The organism is Helicobacter suis (assembly GCF_902196125.1).
In the GTDB taxonomy this organism is placed as follows: Bacteria; Campylobacterota; Campylobacteria; order Campylobacterales; family Helicobacteraceae; genus Helicobacter; species Helicobacter suis_B.
Genome location: NZ_CABIKG010000007.1, coordinates 1 through 24,559, shown reverse-complemented (window position 1 = coordinate 24,559; position 24,559 = coordinate 1). Strand labels below are relative to the sequence as shown.

The following is a 24,559-nucleotide window of genomic DNA, read 5'->3' as shown; positions in this document are numbered from 1 at the left end:
AGGGCAGCATTGAAAATCATTCTGATTATTTTGATAAGGCTCTATTTGCTTGCTAAAATTATTGAGATATTCACAATACCAACAAGAAATCTTGATAGATCCTTTTTACTGCTATATTCTTGAAATACAAGCCATTTAAGAGTATCTAAAAGGCTATATTCTCCCTCATTTAGGCCGTTTTCCTTAAAAATTTCATAAAGCGTCTCTCTAAAAGTAGTGGTAAAATCTTTCTCTTCAAGGCGGATATTTTGCATGGGCATGACAAAAGTAAAGCGTTCATAATTTTCTAGTTCTTTGATATCTAAGTGATCGATGGTTTGTTTGTTCTCAAGAGTTTCTAAATTCTTAAGAGGAAAGGTGCAGATTCCTATAATGTAGTAGCAAAGTTTGTAGGAAGGAAACTCTTGGTTGATGGGGACTTCTGCACAAGAACCATCCACAACAACTATGCGCTCAATATGAGAATCTAGCTGGTCGCTAATTTGTGATAATTCTATACAGGAGTCTTGAAAATTGAGAATATCTATCTGAGGAGGGACTTTTTCGCATCGATCAAGATAGGCCCTAACTTCTTCGCTTTCAACGATTTCTCTGTGGTTGATCTTGGAGGCTCTTTCACCAGGATATCCCATCTTAACTCCTAAAATTTTTTAATTTGCACAGGAATAATGAAATTATTAGAATAAGTTTTGACTCTGGCAAACCCTACATCACTATTTCTAATAATGCTCTGAGAAAAGTCGCTAAAATCATAATATTTTTCTAGAATTTTAACTTCATCTTTATTATTCAAATGGGAAATGAACCAATTTTGCGTATTTTTTAAGATGCTTGGTGCAATTGAACTCACCTCTTGGGTGGAATAGCTAATCCTAATGTTTAACTTTGCCCCTTCTTTAGCTAAACGGTTATAGATATTTTTTAAGTCTTTGTCATCTTTTGGAAAAATATTATGTGCTTCCTCAAAATACATCTGTATAAACTCAGGTATCTGTTCGCTAGTGAATTTATTCATAGATCGTTGGAAAATATAGCTACAGAGCCGACTGATATATTTTTCCTGCACTGCTCCAGAGGCTGTGGATAGATCTAGCAAAACAATCTCTCCAGTACGCAAGGCAGAATCTATTTTCTCTTTGTAATCACCATCCCCTTGTGTGGAATGTAAATGATGCATGCCCATCAAGGCTTTAAATCCACTCACATTTGTAGCCTTCAAGACTTTTAACAAAACATCCCAATCTTTATCATTATTATATTTTGTATCTAATTTGCTACGATCTACATCTTCAAAATATTTACATGCCAGTTCAAGAGAAACTCCTTTATCGTATTTGGGATCGTCGTCGTTTCCTGTTCCGCTGAAACGCGTGAAAGAAACCTTATGATCTTTCTTAGCTACAAACCTAGCTCTATGCAAAATACACTGATATATCGCTCTTTTTCTCTGTTTATGTTCCTTAGTCTCCTCATCATCTCCGTCTCGATCAAACATGTCTACACTCATAAAGGCCTTAAAGTAATCAGGAGATTTATTAAGAGCAATTCCATCACAAAGTAGCTTAAAAGATTCCTCGAGTGTTTGATCTTCGTAAAAATTATTATGTTCTTGTGCTTTGCGCGCAGACAAGATTTCAATATTCTTTTTATCTTTCAAGACTTCTAACAAAGCATCCCAATCTTTATCATTACTGTATTTTGTATTTAATTTAGTACGGTCTACATTCTCGAAATATTTACATGCCTCCTCAAGAGAAACTCTTTCATGGTATTTGGGATCGTTCTCATCTTCTGAGGTTTTGTTAACTAGTGTGAAACGCGTGAACTTAACCTTATAATTTTGCTTAGCTAGAAACTTAGCTCTATACAAAATACACTGATATATCGCTCTTTTTCTTTGTTTATGTTAGCCTCATGATCATCTCCGTCTCGATCAAACAGTCCACACTCATAAAAGCCTTAAAGTAATCAGAAGATTTATTAAGAGCAATTTCATCACAAAGTAGCTCAAAAGATTCCTCGAGTGTTTCATCTTCGTAAAAATTATATTGGATAGGCTCCACATCTTTATATTTTTGTACTTTGCGCCAAGCTAAAGCGTTTAACCTTGTTTTTATCTTTAAATTTGTCAAAAATACATGTTTCATCTTGCACATTTGCAAAAGTATATTCTCCATTGATATCAAAAATGATCTGGCCTATCTGTTGTTTTCGTTATTCATTGAGTTTTTCTATAGCGCTCACTATAATTTTAATGGTATTGGATTTTCCCGTTCTAGTCATCCTAAAAAATGCAGTTCTTCTAGACACGATGTCATTTGTGCGCAAATAGATCGCAGGTGCGTAATCCCTGTTTTTATCATAAGATTGACTGAATTTTGTAAATAATATTGGGTATAACGATCGATTTCTCTTTTGAAGAGACAAGCATCAGTCAAGGTCTCTGTATTTTCTTGCTTTTGTGGAATTTCAGCCACACCCACCACTCTTAATAAAATTCCCTCTAATGCATTTTCTCTTAATTCATTGTTACAAAGCGCCACTAAAAAACAGCCAAGAGGAATCCCTTTGACCGTGTTTTTTTCGCTGTCATTAAGAATAATCTTTGCCTTTTCATAATCTAGTTCGTAGAGCACGCCGACAAAATTTCCCCTTTGTTTAATTTTTTCAAAAAAATCGGCTTTAGTTTCTCTGTCATTTATGATGGGCTCATTGGTAAAATCTGTAACAGGCATTTTTTACTCCTTTTGTAACACCAAAATACGATCTATTTTAGTAGCACGACCCTTTTTATTTCCCCATATTCTTGTGGTTTTTGAAGAAAGTTTTATATTATGTTCAAAGGTAATCTCTAGCTTTAAACCGCTATTACCTTTACAAAACTCCCAAACATCTAAGGCTAATTTCTGTTCATGGACATCCCCAATGACCACACAAGCACGGCCACCGGGTTTTAAAATCTCTGCCCAACTATTAAAAAGTTTGTGTAAATAGGTGGCATAAGGTTTAAAAGCTAGGTTATCTCTAAATTCATATGTCTTCTGGCTTTTTTTAAATAACCATAATCTAATCCAGTTAAATTTAGCATAAGAGATATTTTTTAAGTAGGGCGGGGAGGTTACAATAAGGGCGATGGAATTTTTTCCAAACTTTTGTAACATTTTTTGGCTGCATTCATCTGTTTGGAAACAATAACCACTAGTGTATTGTGAAAGAGATTGAAAAACACTATCAGATTGGCTAAACAGATGATCTAAACGCTGTTCTAAGCACAAAAACATCGCAGGGAGCTTTAAGGTGGTGTTCCTCTATGTATTTTTTGATAGTTGTGGGTGAAAAACTAAAGGTATTGGGCATGGCTACAGTAAATAGATGAGCCACTTTTGGCTTGCTTGCCCAGATCTCTGTTAAAAGCGCCATGATGAAATTATCTACTTTTGAGCGTGAAATATTTAAGCGATCTTTTAAATACACCAGCTGAGGTAAAGTTTTACTTGAAAAAGCATTTTAATATTGGGGTCTACTTGATTAATTAGGTAGGCTATACGCGCTGTTTAACTCTCTTAATCTTTTCAAAACATTGCGTGGTTTTGGCAAATCACACTTAGCTTTACTCAAACAAAAAGCTAAAGGGCTAGAATCGTTGCCCACACCAATACGAGTAACAGCCTTTAAAAACACTTGTTTCAGCCCACAGAAAGATCTAAACAATATCTCCAGGTCTTGTATATTTTTCTATAAAATAGTGTGGCAAACTAGGGGGGAACATCGCTAAGTAAGAAGTCATGGAGTGGATTTTAGAAAATTTCTTATAAGAGAGTTTATCAAAAATCAAAATTGCCCTCTTGTCCCTTATTCATGCTGGTATACACACTTTGCACATACGCTTTTCGATCCGGACAGTCCAGAACAAAGCTACACTGCAAACAGGATTTTTTGCCCTTTCTTTCCTGACAGGCCTGTACTTTTGCTAAACAGGTTTCTAGCGTTGTCTCAAATGATTCTGCCATGTTGGTAAGACTTGCATTTCTACTTTAGAACCTAAAAAACAAGGGCTTTTGGCATGCAAGCTTTCTAAAGAGGTGCTTAAAAGTCTTGTATTTCCATTACTTCCCTCCCCGCCTGCATTCTCTATAATAAAAGCTAAGGGGTAAACTTCAAAGAGTTTACGCAACTTGCCTTGTGGCGCATCGTGAGTAGAGGGGTAGCAAAATATCCCCCCCTCTTTAGTTAAAAGGTGGTGCACATCAGCTACCATACTCCCACTATAGCGCAAACGATACCCTTGTTTGAAAAAATGATCTAAAAATGCTTTATATTCTTGCGTAAAATATTGCCAACTACCACCGGGCGCGATATTTTTACCTTTCTCTTGGAGTTTAAGAGTACCTTTTTTAACCCAGATTTGTTGGTGTTCATCGTATAATTCGTGCTGTACTTGTTTATGTGTAGAGATCACTAACTCCAATTTAGCCCCATAAAGAATATAGGCAGCCATTTGGATTTTTTGGCCTATTTGTGAGTCTTTAAAGCCTAGAGGGGTGCGTGCATATATACTAAAAATGCTACCCACTAAAAAATTAGCCCCCACTACACTAGAACCGTCCAAAGGATCAAAAGCCACTAAAAACTCTCCAGAATCTTTATAATGCGCCTCTTCTCTTTCCTCACTCATCACTCCCCCCACGCTTTTTAAACCCATAAGAGTTTGAAAAATAAGCGTATCTAGCGCTATATCTATGGCTAATTGCCTATCTGCTGTTGGGTTAAATTCTTCTGTATAGCTAGTATCTCCCTTTTTAATAGCCTGATAAATTTTAGGGGCTAAGGAGTGCAGGGCTTGTAAAATCTCTGTTGGCATACAATGTCCTTTGATTAAAATAAGGGGGCGTCCATTAAGTCAGGAATGGGCAGACCCATTAATTTAAGTACACTGGCTGCGACATTATTAAGCCCTCCATGTTTGACACGCGTAACACCCTTGCCCATAACAAAACAATACACTTCATTAGTGCTATGATTAGTAAGCACTTGCCCCTCTTTAGTGTGCATTTGCTCACAGTTACCATGATCGCTAGTTAAAAGCATGGCATAATCTAACTTTTTAGCAAGCTGTATAACTTGTGCTAAGGCTTTATCTAATGCTTCTATGGCTAAGACACTGGCTTCAAAATTACCCGTATGCCCCACCATGTCCCCATTAGCAAAATTAACAATGATTAGATCCTTGCCCTCTTGCATGCTAGCACACACCGCGTCGGCTACTTTAAAAGCACTCATTTCAGGGACTAGATCGTAAGTTTTAACCTTGGGGCTAGGGATTAAAATCCGTTCCTCATTTAAAAAGGGAGTTTCAACCCCTCCATTGATAAAAAAACTCACATGGGCGTATTTTTCTGTCTCAGCGATGTGTACTTGGCTTAAATTAGCACTAGATACAACCTGAGCTAGGGTATTTTGAATATCCGGTTTAGAAAAAAGTACAGGGTAGGAGAAATCAGAACTGTAAGCTGTCATAGTAGCAATACAAAGTTCTGGTGCTTCTTCTATAGAATCTTCAAAGACTTCTAAATCCCCCCCTAAAACTTGAGTTAACTCACGCATGCGATCGCTTCTAAAATTAATCATAATAACCCCGTCCCCATCAAACATGCCACTATATTCTTTAAAACTAACCGGTTCTATAAATTCATCGCTAATCCCTTGATAATACGCCTCTTTGATGTAGCGCTCAGGGCTAAATTCTGTTTTATTTTTAGCATGGACAATGCTCATATAAGCTTTAAAAATGCGATCGTAGCGCTTATCACGATCCATAGCAAAAAAACGCCCTGAGAGAGTGGCAATCCTAATATTCTCATTACAAATTGAAAGAATCATGTTTAAGTATTCTAGCGCGCTTTGTGGCAGTACATCACGCCCATCGGTGATGAGGTGCAAATATACTTTTTTATCTAGTCTTTCTAAGAGTAAAGCCATGCTCATAAGGTGATTAATATGTGCATGCACGCCCCCATCACTCATTAAACCGATAACATGTACGGTTTTTGTGTGATCTGTAACACTCTTTAGCGCTAAATTTTCCTCTATTTTATCTTCTGCAAAAGCCTTAGAAATCTTGACTAAATCTTGATACAGTACGCGCCCAGCCCCTATACACATATGCCCCACTTCTGAATTACCCATTTGCCCCTCAGGTAAGCCCACACTTAAGCCATGTGTTTTAAGCAAGCTATGAGGGATATTAGCAAACATCCAATCGTAGGTGGGTTTTTTAGCATGGAAGAAAGCATTGCCTTCAGACTCAGGGTTATGCCCGACTCCATCGGTGATGATTAAAAGGGTTTTTTGCATTTTAAAAGACCGGGGATTCTTGCATTAGAATAATGGAATTAGCATCTTTGCTATTTTTAGGGGTTTTTCCTGATGATGGTTGTTTTGTATGGGTGCTATATGAGGATTTGGGTGGAGTATTAGGGTGCGTGCTACTTTTTTGCTTTTTGTGGCTGGGGCGGGGTTTATGGGTAGGGTGGGCTGTATTAAGGGCGATTTTAGGCAGAACTTTAGATTCTGAGCCAATTAGGTTTTCATGGTGATTTTCATGGTGAATTGCTGGTACAGGTTTAGGCGTGGATTTTGTAGAATCCACTACTTCCTCTAAGGTAGGCATCACACTTTGTAGGGTTTTAATTTTAGCCACAATATCTTCATAGTATTCATTAGCTATTTGATCAATGTGTTCGTTCTTTTGCCAGCGTAAACCTCTATAATAGGATTTAATCATGTCTTTTAAATTCCCCTTGTTAATGCGCTTCCAGCTAACCAAAGTGTCTAAAGCCACGCGGGAGGCAAAATTTTGATCTCTAATGAGTAAATCCCCATAAACACCCTGCATAAAACTGGTGTCGCGTTCGTTATAAAGTTTGAGTACATAGGGGAGATAGGCGTGATAGATCCCCGCACTTGGTCCATTAAAATTCACCCGGTACATACCCGCACAGGATTCTTTCCAAGCAATAGCAGCCAATTCATAGCCTAAATTATCCTTTAAACCATAGCGGTAGGCATACACTAAAATCTGTTTTTGCGCGGGGGTGAAGTTGCGCGGATCAACACACTCAGCTAAAGTAGCCTTTTTTGCTAAAAGAACACTAGTAAAACAAAGAGAAACAAATAAAACACCTTTATAAAAAGCACCCACCCTACACTCCCTAACCTCAATTAAGAGTTTTTCATTTTATTTTGATATAATCTTAGCATAAGTAACCCTTGATCAGCATAAAACACAAATAGCGCTATAGAACCACAATAGGAGCTTACTTGAATCAAGCCTTACTCGTTGAAATTCTCTTAGAAGAGATGCCTGCTAAGCCTCTCTTGCAAGAATTTATGCATTTAAAAGACAAATGGCAATCTGTTTTAAAAGAATATGATTTAACAAGCCAGACTAACTTTTATTATACCCCTACACGCCTAGTTTTACACGCCCCAAACTTCCCTGTAGCAACTCCAACCCACACCCAAGAACACTTTGGACCTCCCTTAAATGTGGGTATGGATGGGCATGTTTTAAATGCTATTGGGCAAAATTTTTATCAAAAACTCCACCTAGACCCTACAACAGCTTTACAAATCGCTACAAAGGGAGTAAAAAAGGTTTTATACGCCACCACCACAACACCTAGTAAGCTAACAGCTACCCTTTTAGATACGCTATTACTTAATTTCCTTAAATCTTTAGATTTTGGTAAAAGCATGGCGTGGGGAGATGTGCGCGCGCGTTTTATCCGCCCTATCCACAATATCTGCGTGATTTTTAATAACCAAGCGGTTGATTTAAGCGCGTGCATGCAAACCTTTGCTTGTAGTGATAAACAGGCGACTAAACTTCACTTTGCAAAGAGCTTTGATTGTTTTAAAACCCCCAGTGTTGAGCGTTATTTTAGAGTACTCAAAGAGGGTTTAGTTCTTTTAGACCCTAAAGAGCGGCGCGAAAAAATTCTTACAGAAATCTATCTTTTAGAACAACACCACCAAATAGAAGTACAAATTAATCCGGATTTATTAGAAGAAATTATTGCTATCACTTCCTACCCTACAGCTTTATACGGGCAATTTGATGCTAAATTTTTAAAACTACCTGCTGAGATCATCACCACTTCTATGCAAGAGCACCAACGCTATTTTGCAACTTTTAAAGGAGGTGTTTTAAATAACGGCTTTATTGTGGTGAGTAACACGCCTCTAATCCATGCACAAGATTTTACAGAGATCATTGCGGGTAATGAAAAGGTCTTAAGGGCGCGTTTGAGCGATGCGGTGTTTTTTTATCATAACGATTTGAATAAGCCCTTTAATTTTAAACAATGCGCGCATGCGCTAGATCAGATCGCCTTTATACAAGGTCTTGGTAGTCTGAAAGATAAAATCAAACGAGAACAACAAATTGCGCGCTATTTAGTGCAAAAATTCATGTTAGAGGTAGAAGAAGAGCAAGTATTAGAGGCTTTAAGCCTAGCTAAGATTGATTTATTAAGTGAAGTGGTTTATGAATTTCCAGAATTACAGGGAATAATGGGCTTTTATTATGCTAAACACCATGCTTACCCTCCCGCTATTTGCATAGCTATTAAAGAGCAATACCTACCCGCCGCTGAAAATACGCCCCTACCCACAACTTTACTAGGCGCTTTGGTATCCTTAAGCCATAAACTAGATAGTCTGCTTTCTCTTTTTAGTATTGGAAAAATCCCTACAGGTTCTAAAGACCCCTTTGCCTTGCGCCGTAGCTGTAATGGGGTTTTGCGTATCTGTTTGCAATACCAAATCCCTTTTAATTTAGAAAGCGATCTATTAGCTTTACAAAATCTAGGTTATAAACCCTTTGATGTCAAAATTTTAAGAGATTTCATGTTAGAGCGCTTTATCCATGTTTTATCAACTATCCCTAACTTCCACCCTAATTTATATAAGGCAGTCTTACAAGGTATTGAAACTTTAAATCAAGGAGATTATGAAATCTGCCAAATTGATGCAAAAGTCCGGGCTCTGATAGCCTTTTTTGAAAAAACACAGACAAAAGAATTTGTAGCCGTGTTTAAACGGGTGGCTAACATCACACAAGATTATAAGGATACAAAACCGGTCGATCCAGAGCTCTTTATAGATTCAAGTGAAGTAGAGTTATTCACAGCCTATCATAAGCTAGAAACCACACATTTTACCTCGCTGCAGGATAAAATCCATGCGCTCTTTGCCCTAAAAGAGCCCTTAGAGGTATTTTTTGATCGCGTACTTGTCAATGATACTAACCAGAATATCCAGCAGAACCGTAAGGGGTTGTTATGGTTAGTGTATCGCGCGTTTTTAGGTGTGGCTGAAGCCAAAGCGCTATAGGTCTGCTGTGCGCACTCTTCTTATTTTAGGATTTTTACTAGCATGTTTAAATGCCCGTACCCTCTCCTTAGAAGAGTTTTACAAACGGGTAGAACATAACTCTATGGAGCTTATCCAAAAAAAGGCCACTTTCATTAGCCTTTTAGAGGAACAAAAATCCACTAATTCTTGGGATTTTCCCTATATTTCTAATGAAACCTCTGTTGTTAGAAACTATCAAGGCATTGATGAACCCCAACCCAGAACGCTTTTAATGATCAAACCTAAACTCCCATGGGTGAGTCGTTTGCTAGCTAGAAGTTTGTCTATTAAAAATGTGCAGTACCGCAAGAGTTATGAGTTAAGCCGTAATCTAGCTTTTATTGGGGCTAAAAGGCTGTATCTAAATTACATTTTAAATATTGAAAAATACAATGTCTACTCCCGCAGAGAGCAAATTTTTTTCTCCCAGCTTAATGCTGCTAAAAGCAAAGTTGCAGCAGGGAGCATGTCTAAGAAAGATTATATCAACTTTAAGAATTCTTATTTAGAATCTAAACTAGCTAAGATCAACACAGAAACCCTCATTATCAACCAAGAACGCATGCTAAATACGATGCTAGCCATTGTAGATCCGGTACAACGGGGTTCTGATTTTGGTATCTTTTTAGATAAAAAACATGCGCTAAGGATTTCTGGATTAAAATTTGAATATGTGCATTTGGGCGAACATGCTTTGGAACGGGTGTTACAACGATCGCTTTATGTAGAAATCCTTGATTTAGCCGCTAAAGACTACCGGGTCAATGCTAATTTGGCTAATCGCAATGTTTTCCAAAACTTTGAATTTGGTTTGGGTTCAGAAAGCTATAACTCGGCCACTAACTTATCTATGGAGTTTTATATTCCCTTGCCAGTAACCCCTAAAAATATCCATCTTAAACGCAAATTCATGGCATTAGAGAATGGTACGCGTGCTCAAAATGAAGTCATGAAGCGCAATATCCACATTAATGCCAATGCCTACCTCAACCAATTAGAAACCAAAGAAAAATATATCCGAATCCAAATTGATGCCATTGATAATAAAGCTAAGCTTATGGAAATGGGAAGAGTGGCTTATGAAGCCCAAAAGATCGGTTTGTTTGAATATCTTTTTTATCAAAATGCCTACATGGACGCTTTAATTGCCCTAGCTGAAGCTAGAATAGAATATGTTAATATCACCGCTTTATTAGAAGAAACTTTAGGGGAGACTCTCACGCGCATTGGGAGTGCTTATTGAGAATTTTGGTTTTAGCCTTGTTGCTTTTTGTCTCTCTTAAAGCCTATGATGAAATTGTTTTAACCCAAAAGCAGATTGATAGCTTGGGTATTAAAGTGGTGTCTTTGGATCAAAAATTTGCAACCCGTGGATTGCCCTTTAACGCCTACATTGACTTTAATAACTTTAACCTCAAACACACGGTGATTCAAAGTTTAGGTTTTAATGCAACAGTAACCGCTATTTATAAAAGCGAGGGGGAGTTTGTTAAAAGGGGCGATTTGATTTGTGAGATTAGCTCTATTGATTTAAGCAATCTATACTTTGAGTTACAAAATAACCGCAATAAACTCAAGGTAGCCTTAGATGTGAGTACAAAAGATCGCAGTCTTTATAAACAAGGGGTGATTGCTAAAAGAGAGTATCAAAACAGCCATTTAATGAGTCAAGAAATGAGTTTACGGGTACACCAGTTAGAAACCACCTTTAAAAACTTTGGAATCGATCCAGCAAACCCCTTAGGATCGCATGGTTTTCGCATTATTGCCCGTAATAGCGGGATTCTCTCTATCGCACCCAAAGTTTTAGGCGAAAAGATTTTACCCTTTAGCACTTATATTCGCATTTCAAAAAATAACGATCTAATCGCGCGCATTAAATTATCTGTGAGCCTTGCGCGCTATATCAAAAAGGGGTCTAGGGTTTTTGATGATGCGGGTAATGTTATTGGGGTGATTCAAAGTGTTTCTGTGGTGTTAGATAAAAATTCTAATACCATTTTAGCCATAGCATTTATCAATAAAGGCCATTTCCATGTAGGTGAAATGATTGATGTCTATGTGGAGGGCACTAAGCCTAAAAATTCTTTGTTTATCCCCTCTAGTGCTGTGATTAAAAACAACCAAGATTATTTGGTCTTTGTGCGCACAAAAAAAGGTTTCATGCCCACCGTTATCACCGTGATTGAAGAGCGCAGCCTTAGCTTTGTAGTGAGTGATAAAAATATTAGTCCGGATACAAAGGTGGCTATTGGATCTTTAGTTAGTTTAAAAGGCATTATTAATCATCTTGGAGATGATTGATGTTAGCCTCACTGATTGAGTTTTCTTTAAGACAACGAGTCATTATTATTATTTGCGCTTTTTTACTCCTTCTCTTTGGGTTTTATAGTTTTTTAACCACTCCAGTAGATGCCTTTCCAGACATGGCGCCTACTCAAGTTAAAATTATTCTCAAACTACCGGGTAGTTCGCCTGAGGAAATGGAAAATAATGTGGTGCGGCCCTTAGAGTTAGAACTCTTAGGGTTAAAAGGAGAAAAATCGCTTCGTAGCACCTCTAAATACTCTATCTGTGATATTACAATTGATTTTGATGATAATATGGATATTTATTTAGCCCGTAATATCGTAAGTGAGAAATTAGCCTTAGTGATGCCTGATTTGCCCAGCGAAGTAGAAGGCGGCATAGCTCCCATTGTAACCCCGCTTTCTGATATTTTCATGTTTACCATTGATGGGAATTTACCCGGGGTGGATAAACGACAATTACTAGATTTTGTGATTCGCCCCCTACTGCGCACAATTCCGGGTGTGGCTGATGTGAATTCTATTGGCGGGTTTAGCCGTGCTTTTGTGGTGGTCCCTGATTTAAACGACATGGCAAGACTAGGCATTTCTATTAGTGATTTAGAAAAAACCCTGAAAGCTAATTTAAGCAATAGCGGAGCGGGGCGGGTGGATCGCAATGGAGAAACTTATTTAGTGAAGATTCAAACGATCGCCCTCACACCTGAGGAAATTGGGGATATTACAATCCCAACTGCAACGGGGTTTTTACACATTAAAGATTTTGCTAGAGTGATCACCCAGTATAGAACGCGTCTTGGTTTTGTAACCAAAAATGGGGTTGATGAGACAACAGAGGGGTTAGTGCTTTCATTAAAGGGGAGTAATTCTAGCGCCATTATTAAAGAGGTGCGTAAAAAACTCGAGCAAGACATTAAACCTTTATTACCCGCAGGGGTACACACCCATGTATTTTACGATCGTTCTGAATTCACTCAAAAGGCCATTAACACCGTTACAAAAACCCTCATTGAGGCTATTATTCTTATCATCATCACTTTGTTTTTATTTTTAGGTAATTTTCGCGCTTCTTTAGCCGTAGGTGTTATTTTACCTTTAAGTCTGTCTGTTGCCTTTATTTTAATTAAATACAATGGCATGACTCTTAATTTAATGAGTCTAGGCGGGTTAATTATTGCTATTGGCATGTTAATTGATTCGGCTGTGGTGGTGGTGGAAAATGCCTTTGAAAAATTAGGCCATAATAAAAACACTACAAAATTACATGCAATTTACCGTTCTTCTAAAGAAATTGCCCCCTCAGTGGTGAGTGGGATTGTAATCATCATCGTTTTTTTCATGCCCATTATGTCCTTACAAGGCATTGAGGGTAAAATGTTTGTGCCTTTAGCTAGAGGGATTGTTTTTGCGCTGTTAGGTACTTTAGTATTAGCCATTACTGTAATACCTATCATTAGTTCTATGGTGCTTAAAGTTCAGCCACACAAAGAAACCTTACTCACCCGATTTTTTTATTGGATTTATACCCCAGCTTTACAATTTGCCCTTAAAAACCCTAAAACCATGCTTGTATGTGCTTTAGTCTTTCTTATCTCTAGCCTTTCTCTCTTTCCCTTTATCGGTAAAACTTTCATGCCTACTTTAGACGAGGGGAGTAGTGTATTAAGCATTGAAAGCGTCCCCTCTATTTCTTTAGATCAATCTAAGGATTTAATTCTACGGATTGAAAAAACGATTCGTAAAAATATTAAAGAAGTTAAGGCCATTGTGGCGCGTACCGGTTCAGATGAATTAGGATTAGATTTAGGCGGGCTTAATCAAACCGACATGTTTATTTCTTATATCCCTAAAAGTCAGTGGTCTGTTAAAACCAAGCAAGAATTACTAGATAAAATCCTAGCGTGTTTAGAGGATTATAAGGGGATTAATTTTGCCTTCACCCAGCCTATTGAAATGCGTGTTTCTGAAATGCTCACCGGAGTAAGGGGGGATTTAGCCATTAAAATTTTTGGGGAGAATATAGACAAATTAAACCAATTAAGCGCACAGATTGTAGAAATTATCAAAGGCATTAAAGGTTCTAGCGAAGTTTTCACAACCCTTAATAAAGGCGTGAACTACCTTTATATCACCCCTGATCGGCATGCTATGGCTAATGTCGGTATTAATAGCGATGAATTTTCTAAATTCCTCAAATCAGCTTTAGAGGGGATTATCGTTGAATTTATCCCTACAGGGATTTCGCGTACCCCTGTTATTATTCGCCAAAGAGAAGAAATTGCAACCAATACTGCGCTTATTAAAAGTTTAGAGATGAGCTCTACTCGAGGCGTTGCTGTACCCATTACTTCTATTGCTAGCATCTCTGAAGTTGATGGGCCTGTAGCCATTATACGCGAGGATAGCAAACGCTTAAGCGTGGTTCGTAGCAATGTAATAGGGCGGGATTTAGACGGATTTGTTAAAGAGGTGCAGCAAAAAATTAGTACTAAGATACAACTACCCCCTAATTATTTCATCACTTATGGGGGGCAATTTGAAAACCAAGAAAGAGCTAATAAACGGCTTGCTACCGTGATCCCCTTAAGTATTTTAGTCATTTTTTTCATTCTATTTTTTACTTTTAAAAGTGTGCCTTTATCCTTACTCATTTTGCTTAATATCCCCTTTGCAATCACCGGTGGACTTATCGCTCTTTTTCTTAGCCATGAATATCTCTCTGTACCGGCTAGTGTGGGGTTTATCGCGCTTTTTGGGATTGCGGTTTTAAATGGTGTGGTGATGGTGGGTTATTTTAAAGAACTTCTCAAGCAAGGTAAAAGTATAGAGGAAGTGGTGTTTATGGGAGCTAAGCGGCGTTTACGCCCTGTTTTAATGACGGCTTGTATTGCTGGTTTGGGTTTAATCCCTTTGCTTTTATCCCATGGCGTGGGTTCTGAAGTACAAAAACCCTTAGCCATTGTGGTTTTAGGCGGGCTAGTTACCTCTAGTATTCTCATTCTTTTACTTTTACCGCCCATGTTTATGCTGGTGGCTAAAAAAATCAAGGTAATATAGTGATCTTAGTAGAAATGTATGCGGATTTAAAACTTAAAGATATGATTGTCGATCACCTCTTTGAACATGGCTATGAGGATTTTTATTTCTTTGAGTGTTTTAAATACGCCGCTTCCGCGCTTTTAACAAGTGAAAAAGAACAAGTAAGCGGGCGTAAAGAATATGGCTTATTTAAAATTTTGCTGGAGGAACAAGAGGCTAGCATTTTATTAGAGCAAGTACAACGCCTTTTTAAGGGGGTAACTTTTTATCTACTCCCGCTAACTTCTATCCCTAAATCTGTGCCGTGAAGTGCCCAAATGCTAAAGACATTTTAGGCTTCCTAGGCTGATGTTGCCCGTAGGGAGAGTTTGGTTCTCACTCTGTGTCCCTATAGTAGGGATTTTACAGGGTTGAAAACTCCAACGCGACTCCCTACAGGTCTCACACATCATATCTCCAAAGGCGTAACTTTCGGCACTTCCTGCCGTAGATACGAATGTATGCGGGTATTGTACCACAAAATAGCGGGAATAATGGTTTTATTCCACCCCCTAAAGACGAGTGGGATTTCTGCAAGAGAGTCTTAAACATGTTAAAATGCATTCTTTATATAAGGAACTAGATGGAGATTACGGTTTTTGGAGGAGGGGCTTGGGGGAGGGCCTTAGCATTTGCCCTAGCGCATAAAAACCCCACAAAAATTGTCTCGCGCCGCGATTTGACAACCCTACTTATGCCTTTAAATAAAGGGCTTGTACTCAAAGGGCATGATCCAATTTTGCAGTGTGCAGCACACAAGGGTTTATTAGCCGATCTTTTCGTAGTGGCCATTAGTGTACAGCATCTGCGCGCTTGGTTTGAACAGGCAAATTTACCTTATACGGCTAAGGTTTTAATAGCCTCTAAGGGAATAGAAATTGGGGGGTGTTTTGTAAGCGATATAGCCACACATTTTATTCCTATAGACAATCTATGTTTTCTAGCTGGGCCTAGCTTTGCTAAGGAGATCATGGCAAGTTTGCCATGTGCTCTAGCCATTCACTCTAATAACCCCACTCTAGCCCACACTTTTGCACAACAACTCCCCGCCTTTATACGCTCTTATGTGCAAGATGATATTAGAGGAGGCGAAATTGCTGGGGCTTATAAAAATGTCATTGCTATTGCCGGTGGGGTGTGTGATGGGTTAGAATTAGGGCAAGGGGCTAAGGCCTCTCTTTTATCGCGTGGACTGGTAGAAATGAGTCGCTTTGGGGTGCATTTTGGAGGCAAGCTAGAAACTTTTTTAGGACTCTCAGGGGCTGGGGATTTATTTTTAACCGCTAATTCTTTACTCTCGCGCAATTACCGCGTAGGGCTGGGTTTAGCACAGTATAAGAGTCTAGCTAGCATTGTAGAGGAATTACAAGAAGTGGCTGAGGGGATTAAAACAACAAAGGCCATTGTAGAAATTGCCACCCATGAGAATATCCATGCCCCCATTGCTAAAGAATTAGATTTGCTCTTAGAGGGTAAAAATCCTTTAGAGAGCATGACGGCTCTAATCAAACGCTAAAGGATTTTGATGCTGACCTTTTCAGATATTTTATTAGAACTGCAAAGTTTTTGGCACAAGCAGGGCTGTATTTTATTACAACCTTATGATATTCCCGCAGGCGCAGGGACCTTTCACCCCGCCACTCTTTTAAGAAGTTTAGATAGTAGCCCTTGGAGTGTGGCTTATGTTGCACCTTCTAGGCGGCCTACAGATGGGCGCTATGGGCAAAACCCTAACCGCTTGGGCAGTTATTACCAGTTTCAAGTTCTCATCAAGCCAAGCCCTAAAAATATCCAAGAGATTTATTTACAAAGCCTGCAGGCTTTAGGGATTGATTTTAGTAAACATGATGTGCGTTTTGTTGAAGATAATTGGGAATCACCTACTTTAGGGGCTTGGGGACTGGGTTGGGAGGTGTGGCTAGATGGCATGGAAATTACACAGTTTACCTATTTCCAACAAGTAGGGGGGTTAGCTTGTTATCCAACGCCTATTGAAATTACCTATGGAGTGGAGCGCTTAGCCACTTATATCCAAAAGGTTGATTCTATTTTAGATATTATCTGGACTTTTAAGGATAATAAGCCCCTTTATTATAAAGCCGTGCATTTAGAAAGCGAATATGAATTTAGCCACTACCATTTTACCCATGCTAGCCTAGATTTTCTCACAGAAATGTTTTTAAAAAACCAAGCAGAGGCCAAACATTGCTTAGAGCAAAAATTACCCTTAGTGGCTTATGATTTTGTGATGTTAAGTACGCATTTTTTTAATGTGCTAGATGCTAGAAAAGCCCTATCTGTTGCTAAACGCCAAGAATGTATTTTAAAAATCCGCGAACTAGCTAAGGCCTGCGCTCTTTTATATAAAGAACAAGAACAAGATCGCACTAAACGAGCCTTATGTTAAACCTTAAAGTTTTATACAACTTTTTAAACCAACTTTCCCCCTTTGATTTACAAGAATCTTGGGATAATAGCGGTTTAAATTTGGGTAGCTTTGAGAATAGCTATGAAAATATCGCCATTGCTTTAGAGGCTACCTTAGACATCGCTAGAGAAGTACCGGAAAAAACGATCATTCTAACCCACCACCCTTTATTTTTTAAACCCATTAAAACTTTTAATCCCGCCTTTTATCCTGCCAATATTGCCTCCAAACTCTTAGAAAAATCTTGTGCGCTAGTGGCTATGCACACTAATTTTGATAAAACCCACCTTAACGCCCATTTTGCGCGCATTCTAGGTTTTAACAATCTACATGAGCAGGGTATGGCTTTGATAGGCAGTATTGAGCCCATTTCTTTAGAGACATTGGCCAGTCATATACAAGCCAAATTAAACCTATCTTATTTAGAGTTTGTTAAGGGAAATGATTTAATCACAAAAGTAGCGGTTATATGCGGATCGGGCTGTTCTTATCTGTACCAACTCCAAGAGGCGTTAAATAATTTATGCCTTATTACAGGTGATGTTAAATACCACGATGCCATGTACGCCTTAAGCATGGGCATTAGCCTTTTAAATACCCCGCATTATGAAAGTGAAAAATATTTTGCGCCCCTGTTAGAAAACTTACTACAACCCTATTTGGCACAAACTAAACCAAAGTGTGTTAAACTACTTAACTCAAAAAATCCATTTATTCTTAAGGTTTAACATGAACACCCATTTAGCCCAATTAATCCAAATTTCTCAATTAGATAAAGACATGCAAGCCCTAGAACCTTTGATCAAAGCCAAATGCGCTGATCTGGATAAAACCATTGCTCTTAAGCATAAAAAACAAGCCGAGTTAACTTTGCTAGAAGAGGAAAAGGTAGCTTTGAATTTACAAATCCAAAAGAACGAACAGATGTTACATGAAACCAATATCAAAGTTGATGGTATCCAAAAAAAGATTTCTCAGGTTAAATCTGAACGCGAATTGCGCTCTTTAGGGATTGAAGAAGACATCACTAAGGAAAGAGCCAACCAAGCCAATAAAGAAATTGAACGGCTACAAAATGAAATTGAGCAAAAGAACAAACAACAAGCCATGATTAGCAACGCTTTATTAGAACTAGAACAACAAGTGGGGGATTTAGAAAAAAAGGTAGAGACAGATACCGCAGAACTCAAAGCGCGCCAACAACAAATCTTGCAACAAAAACAAGAATTGACTTTAAAAATGGATCACAAACTCATCGCCTTTTATGAAAGGATTCGCCGCTGGGCGGGTAATACTTGCGTGGTTTCTGTGAAAAAACAAGCTTGCGGTGGGTGTTTTATCCGGATTAATGATCGTACTTATGCAGAGATTTTAAACAGTAGCGATATTCTAACCTGCCCTCACTGCGGGCGGATTTTATATGTGGATTCAAAACAGACTCAAGAATTAGTTAAAATTTCTTAAGGTTTTAGCGTTTTTAAGACGGTGTATCTTAGCTTGCTTGCCTTAGGGCATATTTTAGCTATGCCCTTTTTGGGCTTATTTAGTCTAAAAGATAAATACAAACATTCGCTTAAAGCGCGCTTTTTAGCCAAAGGCCATGCTTTAGATTTTAAGCCTAGTTTGTGGTTTCATGCCTGCTCTTTTGGAGAGATCAAATCTTTAGAGAGGCTTTTGCAACACTTCACAACCACCCCTATTTTACTCACCACAACTACCCAAACCGGCTACGATCTAGCATGTAAAATTGCGAGTAATTACCCTAAAATGCAGGTGCGTTTTTTACTTTTTGAGACTTTGTTGTACTTGTGGCAAAAAGATTTAACCGGTTTAAAAGCCTTAGTGGTTACGGAGGCAGAATTGTGGTATAGCGTATTTGGCTTAGCTAGAAAAGTGGGGGCTAAAACCTTTTTGATTAATGCGCGCATTTCCTCGCATTCTTACAAACGCTACCAACAATTTAAATGGTTTTATGCCCAACTCTTTAAACAAGTTGATTATATCTATGCCCAAAGTCTAACTGATAAAAAACGGCTTAAATCACTAGGGGCGCTGCATATCTCTATTTTTCCCAATCTAAAAATCTTTAATTTACCGCGCCTCTCTAAACACTATACTAAACCTCAAAGTACTCTTTTTTTAGCCGCTAGTACCCACCCTAGTGAAGAAGCTTTGATTTTAAAGGCCTTTTTAGCCCTTAAAGATATGCATTCTAAATTACTCATCGCCCCTAGACACCCTGAACGATTTAAAGAAGTTAAAACACTACTAGAGCATACAACCGGTTTTACTTCTCTATCTAGCGGGCTTAATTGGAATGAGCGCATTGTACTTTTAGATGTTTTAGGGGTTTTAAATGATTTTTATGCTCTAGCAGATGTGGTGATCTTAGGCGGATCTTTTGTGCCACTAGGGGGACATAATCCAATTGAGCCTGCCTTTTTTAAAACTAAGCTTATTACCGGACCCTATATCTTCAACCAAGAAGCCCTTTTTGCCTATGTGCAAAACTACACCAAAATAGAGGCTAAAGACCTAGCCAGCACTCTAGCCACCCATGTGCGTTTAAAACCTAGCTATATCAACACACAAAATCATAGCTTAGAAGAATTAGTAGAAGAGATTCATGCTTGAGGCCTATAAAATCTTAGCTAAAAATCTCAATATTTCTCATAAACAGGCTAAAAAATACATTGACATGGGATTAGTGAGCTTGCAAGGAAAGAGACTAACCCTAGCGCGCCAAAAATTTCCCTTAGAGACGCATTTTCAGCTAAAAGAGTGTTTAAAAACAGATGTACTTTATCAAGATAAAGAACTATTAGTTTTAAATAAAGCCACCCATATAGATAGCTACACCTTAAAAAAGCAGTACAAACCCTATAAACTCTTACACCGCCTAGATAAACCCACTAGTGGCCTTCTTTTACTCGCACAAGCTACATTTTACACAAAAGCTTTGCTTGCTTTTAAAAAAAGAGAGGTTTATAAAGAGTATTTAGCTTTAATAGAGGGGGAGCTTAAAGAGCCAAAAACACTCACACAGCCTTTAAGTGTGCGCACTAATCACATTCACTTTAATAAGGGTTTTGTAAAAACCTTTGTAGATTTAAAAGGCAAACCAGCTATTACACATGTTTATCCAATCTATTACACAAAGCAACAAACGCTTTTAAAGGTTGTGATTGAAACTGGAATCACCCACCAAATTAGAGCACACCTAAGCCATATAGGCCACCCCATTGTAGGCGATGTTATTTATGCAGGATCGCCCAACCCTCATTTTTTTCTACATGCTTATAAATTAGCGCTTTTAGAGCACAACTTTAGCGCCCCCATTCCGCCCCATTTTAAGGAGTTTAATGAGTTATTGGAATGAAATTTACACCCACTTTAGCCCTGTGGCTTTTACTTTCTTTAATATCCCTGTGCATTGGTATGGTTTAGCCTATGTAGGGGCTTTATTATTAGCCCTTACTTTGGCCTTGCGGGCTTTAAAAACAGATCCTAATCGTTTTCCTATTTCAAAGGCTAATTTTGAGAGCTATTTTCTCTATGCAGAATTGGGAGTGATTTTAGGCGCAAGACTGGGTTATATTTTAATCTACGATCCTAATACGCTTTATTATCTTAAATCCCCTTGGCAAATTTTTAACCCTTTTTATGAGGGGGAATTTATTGGCATTAGAGGCATGAGTTATCACGGAGGCTTAATAGGTTTTTTAGTTGCCTCATGGATTTTTAGTAAAGTTAAAAAGCAAAACTTTTTAATCTATTTAGACCTTATTGCGGTGAGTTTACCTTTGGCTTATGTTTTGGGGCGTATTGGTAATTTTTTAAACCAAGAGCTTTTTGGGCGCGTGGTGCCTCCCGGGGATACTTTTGGAAAATCTATAGGCATTGTGGTTAATGGCGCTTTACGCTACCCTAGCCAGCTAATTGAAGCCTTCTTAGAAGGGTTTTGTGTTTTTATTGTGGTGCATTTAGCGCGCTCTTTTACAAAGGTACATGGCATGCTCATGGTGGTTTATGGATTTGCTTATGCGGTTGCGCGCTTTTGTGCTGAATATTACCGTCAACCAGATGCCCAACTAGGTTATTACGCAGGGCATTTAAGCATGGGACAACTTTTAAGTTTTGCTATGGTGCTTGTTTCATCGCTTTTATGGCTCTATATTGCCCGCACCACTCCAACTCTTGCTAAATCTGCTTAATTGCGCTAGAATGCGGGCTTAATCTTAAAATAAGGGTTACATGGAAAGGATTACATGGAACATAGAGAAGATGCCATCATTAGGTTTTCGGTCTCTTTGCAACAAAATCTTTTAGACGAGTTAGATAACCGCATTATTAGAAATGGTTATTCTTCTCGTTCGGAGTTAGTGCGGGATATGATCCGCGAACGGCTGGTAGAAGATAGCTGGTCTAAGGAACAAACATCTGAGGTAAATGGCGGTTTGACGGTGGCTGTGTTGGTGATTATTTATGATCACCACCAACGCGAACTTAACCAAAGAATGATTGATATCCAGCATGAAAGCCATATTAGTATTTTGTGTACTACCCATGTGCATTTAAATGCCAATAATTGCTTAGAGACCATTATTTTAAGAGGCAAACCCGCAGACATCATGCACTTACATTTAGAAATTGGAGGATTAAAGGGCGTGAAATTTTCTAAACTCACTAAAGCCTCTAGTTTTGAGCAAAATACTTAGGTTGGCCTGTGGATATTGCTTTATATGGTGGGAGTTTTGATCCGCCCCATATCGCCCACCTAGAAGTTATTTACCAGACTCTACAAACTTTAAAAGTAGATCGCCTCTTTGTGCTGGTGGCTTATCAAAATCCTTTTAAAAAAAGCCCATGCTTTGCCCCTAATCAACGCTTACTATGGATGCAAGAACTCTTAAAAGATTTAGCTAAAGTACAAGTCCATGATTTTGAAATCAAACAAAAAAGACCCGTGCCTAGTATTGAGAGTGTGCGCTATTTTCATGAAAAATTCACCCCCAACAAACTTTACTTTTTAATCGGTGCGGATAATGTAGCAGGGTTAAGTCTCTGGGAGGGGTATACAGAATTAAAAGAGCTAGTAGAATTTGTCATTATTGAGCGCAAGGGTTATACTTTAAACCCGCCCCCTGATTTTAAGTTCATACCCATGTCCTTAGAACACATCACTTGCCCTATTTCATCTACCAAAATTAGAGAACTATTACACAAACACCAAATCCCACAGCATCTACCCCATATGCTACAAAGCCGCGTATTGCAGACCTTTAAGGAGATCCATGCCTACTAGAATTGCTAGAATTGCTACCCTTTTAGAGGATAAAAAAGCTACAGATATTGTAGTTTTTGATCTATGCGAGCAAAATTACATTACAGATTATGTCATCATCGCTACCGCACTAGTGGGCAAACATGCTCTATCCCTTTTAGATCATTTAAAAACAAGCCTTAAACCTTTGGGTGAAAAGTTTTATGCCATAGATGCTGAAAATGAGGAGTGGATCATTCTTGATTTAGGCGATTTGATCATTCATGTCTTTACAGAGGTGTATCGGAAGCGCTTTGATTTAGAGGGCTTTTTAAAAACCTATAATAATCCCACTTGATACCCACCCTTCTAGCTATTATTGGCCCTAGTGGCAGTGGCAAGAGTGATCTAGCTTTAGAGTTGGCACAAATTTTAGATGCTGAAATTGTATCTTTAGATTCTTTGAGTGTGTATAAAGAGATCAACATTGCAGCAGCCAAACCTAGCTTAGAGGATTTGGCTTGTGTTAAACACTATGGCATTGATATTTTACAAATTGATCAAAAAAACAACGCCCAAGTTTTTAAACAAGAGGTACAAAGGGCTATAGCCACCACAACTAAAAAAAAGCTTTTACTAGTGGGGGGGAGTTCTTTTTATCTAAAAGCACTGATAGATGGGTTAAGCCCTATGCCTAGCTTAAGCAAGCAACAAGAGCAAGAGATTCAAAGACAAATTGCTAAGATAGATCACCCCCATGCCTTTTTAACACGCATTGATTCAGAATACGCCTCCTATGCTAAGGATACTTATCGCATCACACAGGGGCTTAAAATTTATTTAACAACCCATATGCCCCCTAGTGCCTACTTTAAAGCCCATCCTAAAATTCCTTTCAAATACCCAATTAAAGTTTATGGGCTCTGTATGGATAAAACTAAATTACACGCTAATATTGCCAAACGCACTAAGACTATGCTTAATCAGGGTATAGTAGAGGAAATTAAAGGCTTAGTTAATAAATATGGCACTAAACACCAACCTTTTAAGGCTATTGGGCCTAAGGAATGCTTGCAATATCTTAGAGGTGAATTATCCTATCAAGAACTCTATGAGATGATTTATATACATACCTGCCAGCTAGCCAAGCGGCAAATGACTTTTAATCGCTCCCAATTTAAAGAAGTGATCCTTTTAGACAAACAGTCTTTAAAACAAGAAATCCTTAAACGATTAGCCTATTGAATCAGGCGTTGGTTAGTTTTGTGATACATGATTTTTTAATTGTTTCAAATTGCTTAGGTGAAAGACTAATTATCTCTTTAATAATAAACCAAGAAACCCCCTCTATGCAAGGGGGCGTGGTAATAATTCATTAAAGTGGTAGTAGTGAATAGTTGTAGGGAGTAGGGTTTTTTAGGCTAGAGTTTGGGGTGGGGTTTTATGGTTGTAGGCATTAAAAAGAGGGGTGAAAAAGGGGTTTTCTTGTTTTAAACCCAATCCCTACCACCAACAAACGCCCCTCACTATCTTGGTGAAGTGTAGATTGATCAAATGGTATTCATGTAAGCCTTTATTTCTAATAAAGTATTTAACAATTCGTAACTTATACCGTGAAGTACTTAGCTTTAGCCAAGCCATTAAAAGGCATTAGCCAAAAGGTTAGGTGCTTAAAATAGCCGCATTGTAGGCCTTGTTAATTACAACTTGCGCCCTAAAGCCCCTAGCAAGAGTATGCCAAACTAGCGATCGTGCCTTGTTGGCGCGGTGGGTGCTAAGCGCATTTTAAGGCGATTGTCTGTATCCTCCCCCAAGATGAAGTATTTAATAAGGGGAGCACTTGAAACAACCCGAAGACATGACACAAGAGGAGCTAGCAAATCTAATTAGATCTAAGCCAGTTGATCTCTCAAATTTAGAATCTGATCACATTCCCCGTTTAACAAAAAATTCGTTTATCCATCATAAAGGCAAACACGCTGGGGAGTGGAGAGACCAAGCAGAGGAGCGCAAGGTTAGACAATATGTATTAAAGCATATGGGCAACTTTGACATCACTAAAAG

Annotated in this window: 26 protein-coding genes; 17 read left to right on the top strand and 9 right to left on the bottom strand. The window is 38.4% G+C overall.

The window, feature by feature from the left end; all coding sequences use genetic code 11:
• Window positions 1–41: 41 nt before the first annotated feature.
• The 8 genes from G6Q00_RS08540 to G6Q00_RS03545 form a co-directional block, all read right to left on the bottom strand.
• A complete protein-coding gene (locus G6Q00_RS08540; RefSeq protein ID WP_240330966.1) occupies window positions 42–632 on the bottom strand; it encodes a hypothetical protein in 591 nt (196 codons plus the stop codon).
• 8 nt (window positions 633–640) lie between these two features.
• Complete coding sequence (locus tag G6Q00_RS03575; protein WP_205426484.1) at window positions 641–1,870, bottom strand: ATP-binding protein; 1,230 nt, start codon at window positions 1,868–1,870, stop codon at window positions 641–643.
• Window positions 1,871–2,279: 409 nt separating this feature from the next.
• A complete protein-coding gene (locus tag G6Q00_RS03570) occupies window positions 2,280–2,735 on the bottom strand; it encodes a hypothetical protein (RefSeq protein ID WP_163532044.1) in 456 nt (151 codons plus the stop codon).
• A 3-nt stretch (window positions 2,736–2,738) separates the two neighbouring features.
• Entirely contained in the window at window positions 2,739–3,281 is a 543-nt protein-coding gene (locus G6Q00_RS08535; protein ID WP_240330965.1) for a DNA methyltransferase, read from the bottom strand.
• Window positions 3,282–3,824: 543 nt separating this feature from the next.
• Window positions 3,825–4,010 carry a hypothetical protein gene (locus tag G6Q00_RS03560; RefSeq protein ID WP_163532043.1) on the bottom strand — a complete coding sequence of 62 codons (186 nt, stop codon included), beginning with the start codon at window positions 4,008–4,010 and terminating at the stop codon, window positions 3,825–3,827.
• Entirely contained in the window at window positions 3,983–4,861 is an 879-nt protein-coding gene (locus G6Q00_RS03555) for a class 1 fructose-bisphosphatase (protein WP_240330964.1), read from the bottom strand. The genes G6Q00_RS03560 and G6Q00_RS03555 overlap by 28 nt, the downstream gene beginning before the upstream one ends.
• Before the next feature lie 14 nt (window positions 4,862–4,875).
• Complete coding sequence (gene gpmI / locus G6Q00_RS03550; protein ID WP_163532042.1) at window positions 4,876–6,354, bottom strand: 2,3-bisphosphoglycerate-independent phosphoglycerate mutase; 1,479 nt, start codon at window positions 6,352–6,354, stop codon at window positions 4,876–4,878.
• Window position 6,355: 1 nt separating this feature from the next.
• A complete protein-coding gene (locus G6Q00_RS03545; protein ID WP_205426483.1) occupies window positions 6,356–7,201 on the bottom strand; it encodes a hypothetical protein in 846 nt (281 codons plus the stop codon).
• Window positions 7,202–7,320: 119 nt separating this feature from the next.
• Between G6Q00_RS03545 and glyS the strand changes: the two genes are divergently transcribed.
• The 16 genes from glyS (at window position 7,321) to miaA (ending at window position 23,740) form a co-directional block, all read left to right on the top strand.
• Window positions 7,321–9,396 (top strand): glycine--tRNA ligase subunit beta, encoded by a 2,076-nt coding sequence (gene glyS / locus G6Q00_RS03540; RefSeq protein WP_240330963.1) that lies wholly within the window; start codon window positions 7,321–7,323, stop codon window positions 9,394–9,396.
• A 7-nt stretch (window positions 9,397–9,403) separates the two neighbouring features.
• Window positions 9,404–10,660 carry a TolC family protein gene (locus G6Q00_RS03535; RefSeq protein ID WP_163532041.1) on the top strand — a complete coding sequence of 419 codons (1,257 nt, stop codon included), beginning with the start codon at window positions 9,404–9,406 and terminating at the stop codon, window positions 10,658–10,660.
• A 2-nt stretch (window positions 10,661–10,662) separates the two neighbouring features.
• Window positions 10,663–11,721 carry an efflux RND transporter periplasmic adaptor subunit gene (locus tag G6Q00_RS03530; RefSeq protein WP_430750786.1) on the top strand — a complete coding sequence of 353 codons (1,059 nt, stop codon included), beginning with the start codon at window positions 10,663–10,665 and terminating at the stop codon, window positions 11,719–11,721.
• Complete coding sequence (locus tag G6Q00_RS03525; protein WP_163532040.1) at window positions 11,721–14,783, top strand: efflux RND transporter permease subunit; 3,063 nt, start codon at window positions 11,721–11,723, stop codon at window positions 14,781–14,783. The genes G6Q00_RS03530 and G6Q00_RS03525 overlap by 1 nt, the downstream gene beginning before the upstream one ends.
• The gene (locus G6Q00_RS03520) at window positions 14,783–15,073 is read left to right on the top strand and encodes a DUF3240 family protein (RefSeq protein ID WP_163532039.1); all 291 of its coding nucleotides are present in this window, start codon (window positions 14,783–14,785) and stop codon (window positions 15,071–15,073) included. The genes G6Q00_RS03525 and G6Q00_RS03520 overlap by 1 nt, the downstream gene beginning before the upstream one ends.
• A 314-nt stretch (window positions 15,074–15,387) precedes the next feature.
• On the top strand, window positions 15,388–16,320 hold the full coding sequence (locus G6Q00_RS03515; protein ID WP_163532038.1) for an NAD(P)H-dependent glycerol-3-phosphate dehydrogenase: 933 nt from the start codon (window positions 15,388–15,390) through the stop codon (window positions 16,318–16,320).
• 9 nt (window positions 16,321–16,329) lie between these two features.
• Window positions 16,330–17,211 (top strand): glycine--tRNA ligase subunit alpha, encoded by an 882-nt coding sequence (glyQ, locus tag G6Q00_RS03510; protein ID WP_205426482.1) that lies wholly within the window; start codon window positions 16,330–16,332, stop codon window positions 17,209–17,211.
• A complete protein-coding gene (locus G6Q00_RS03505; protein WP_163532036.1) occupies window positions 17,205–17,960 on the top strand; it encodes a Nif3-like dinuclear metal center hexameric protein in 756 nt (251 codons plus the stop codon). Before glyQ ends, G6Q00_RS03505 begins: the two co-directional genes overlap by 7 nt.
• Window position 17,961: 1 nt before the next feature.
• A complete protein-coding gene (locus G6Q00_RS03500) occupies window positions 17,962–18,696 on the top strand; it encodes a zinc ribbon domain-containing protein (RefSeq protein WP_205426481.1) in 735 nt (244 codons plus the stop codon).
• 60 nt (window positions 18,697–18,756) lie between these two features.
• A complete protein-coding gene (gene waaA, locus G6Q00_RS03495) occupies window positions 18,757–19,866 on the top strand; it encodes a lipid IV(A) 3-deoxy-D-manno-octulosonic acid transferase (RefSeq protein ID WP_240330961.1) in 1,110 nt (369 codons plus the stop codon).
• On the top strand, window positions 19,859–20,611 hold the full coding sequence (locus tag G6Q00_RS03490; protein ID WP_163532034.1) for an RluA family pseudouridine synthase: 753 nt from the start codon (window positions 19,859–19,861) through the stop codon (window positions 20,609–20,611). The genes waaA and G6Q00_RS03490 overlap by 8 nt, the downstream gene beginning before the upstream one ends.
• Window positions 20,595–21,446: a prolipoprotein diacylglyceryl transferase gene (lgt, locus tag G6Q00_RS03485; RefSeq protein ID WP_163532033.1), complete on the top strand. Its 852-nt coding sequence runs from the start codon at window positions 20,595–20,597 to the stop codon at window positions 21,444–21,446. Before G6Q00_RS03490 ends, lgt begins: the two co-directional genes overlap by 17 nt.
• A gap of 54 nt (window positions 21,447–21,500) precedes the next feature.
• Window positions 21,501–21,950, top strand: a complete 450-nt coding sequence (nikR, locus tag G6Q00_RS03480) for a nickel-responsive transcriptional regulator NikR (RefSeq protein ID WP_006563952.1) — start codon at window positions 21,501–21,503, stop codon at window positions 21,948–21,950.
• 8 nt (window positions 21,951–21,958) lie between these two features.
• Window positions 21,959–22,537: a nicotinate (nicotinamide) nucleotide adenylyltransferase gene (gene nadD, locus G6Q00_RS03475; protein ID WP_163532032.1), complete on the top strand. Its 579-nt coding sequence runs from the start codon at window positions 21,959–21,961 to the stop codon at window positions 22,535–22,537.
• A complete protein-coding gene (gene rsfS / locus G6Q00_RS03470) occupies window positions 22,527–22,853 on the top strand; it encodes a ribosome silencing factor (protein ID WP_163499156.1) in 327 nt (108 codons plus the stop codon). Before nadD ends, rsfS begins: the two co-directional genes overlap by 11 nt.
• Entirely contained in the window at window positions 22,850–23,740 is an 891-nt protein-coding gene (gene miaA, locus G6Q00_RS03465; protein ID WP_163532031.1) for a tRNA (adenosine(37)-N6)-dimethylallyltransferase MiaA, read from the top strand. Before rsfS ends, miaA begins: the two co-directional genes overlap by 4 nt.
• Before the next feature lies 1 nt (window position 23,741).
• Here miaA and G6Q00_RS08530 read toward each other — a convergent pair whose 3' ends face one another.
• The gene (locus G6Q00_RS08530; protein ID WP_346265331.1) at window positions 23,742–23,813 is read right to left on the bottom strand and encodes a hypothetical protein; all 72 of its coding nucleotides are present in this window, start codon (window positions 23,811–23,813) and stop codon (window positions 23,742–23,744) included.
• A gap of 522 nt (window positions 23,814–24,335) precedes the next feature.
• Between G6Q00_RS08530 and G6Q00_RS03455 the strand changes: the two genes are divergently transcribed.
• Window positions 24,336–24,559, top strand: a 224-nt coding sequence (locus G6Q00_RS03455; protein WP_163532030.1) for a hypothetical protein, incomplete at its 3' end; no start/stop codon positions are given.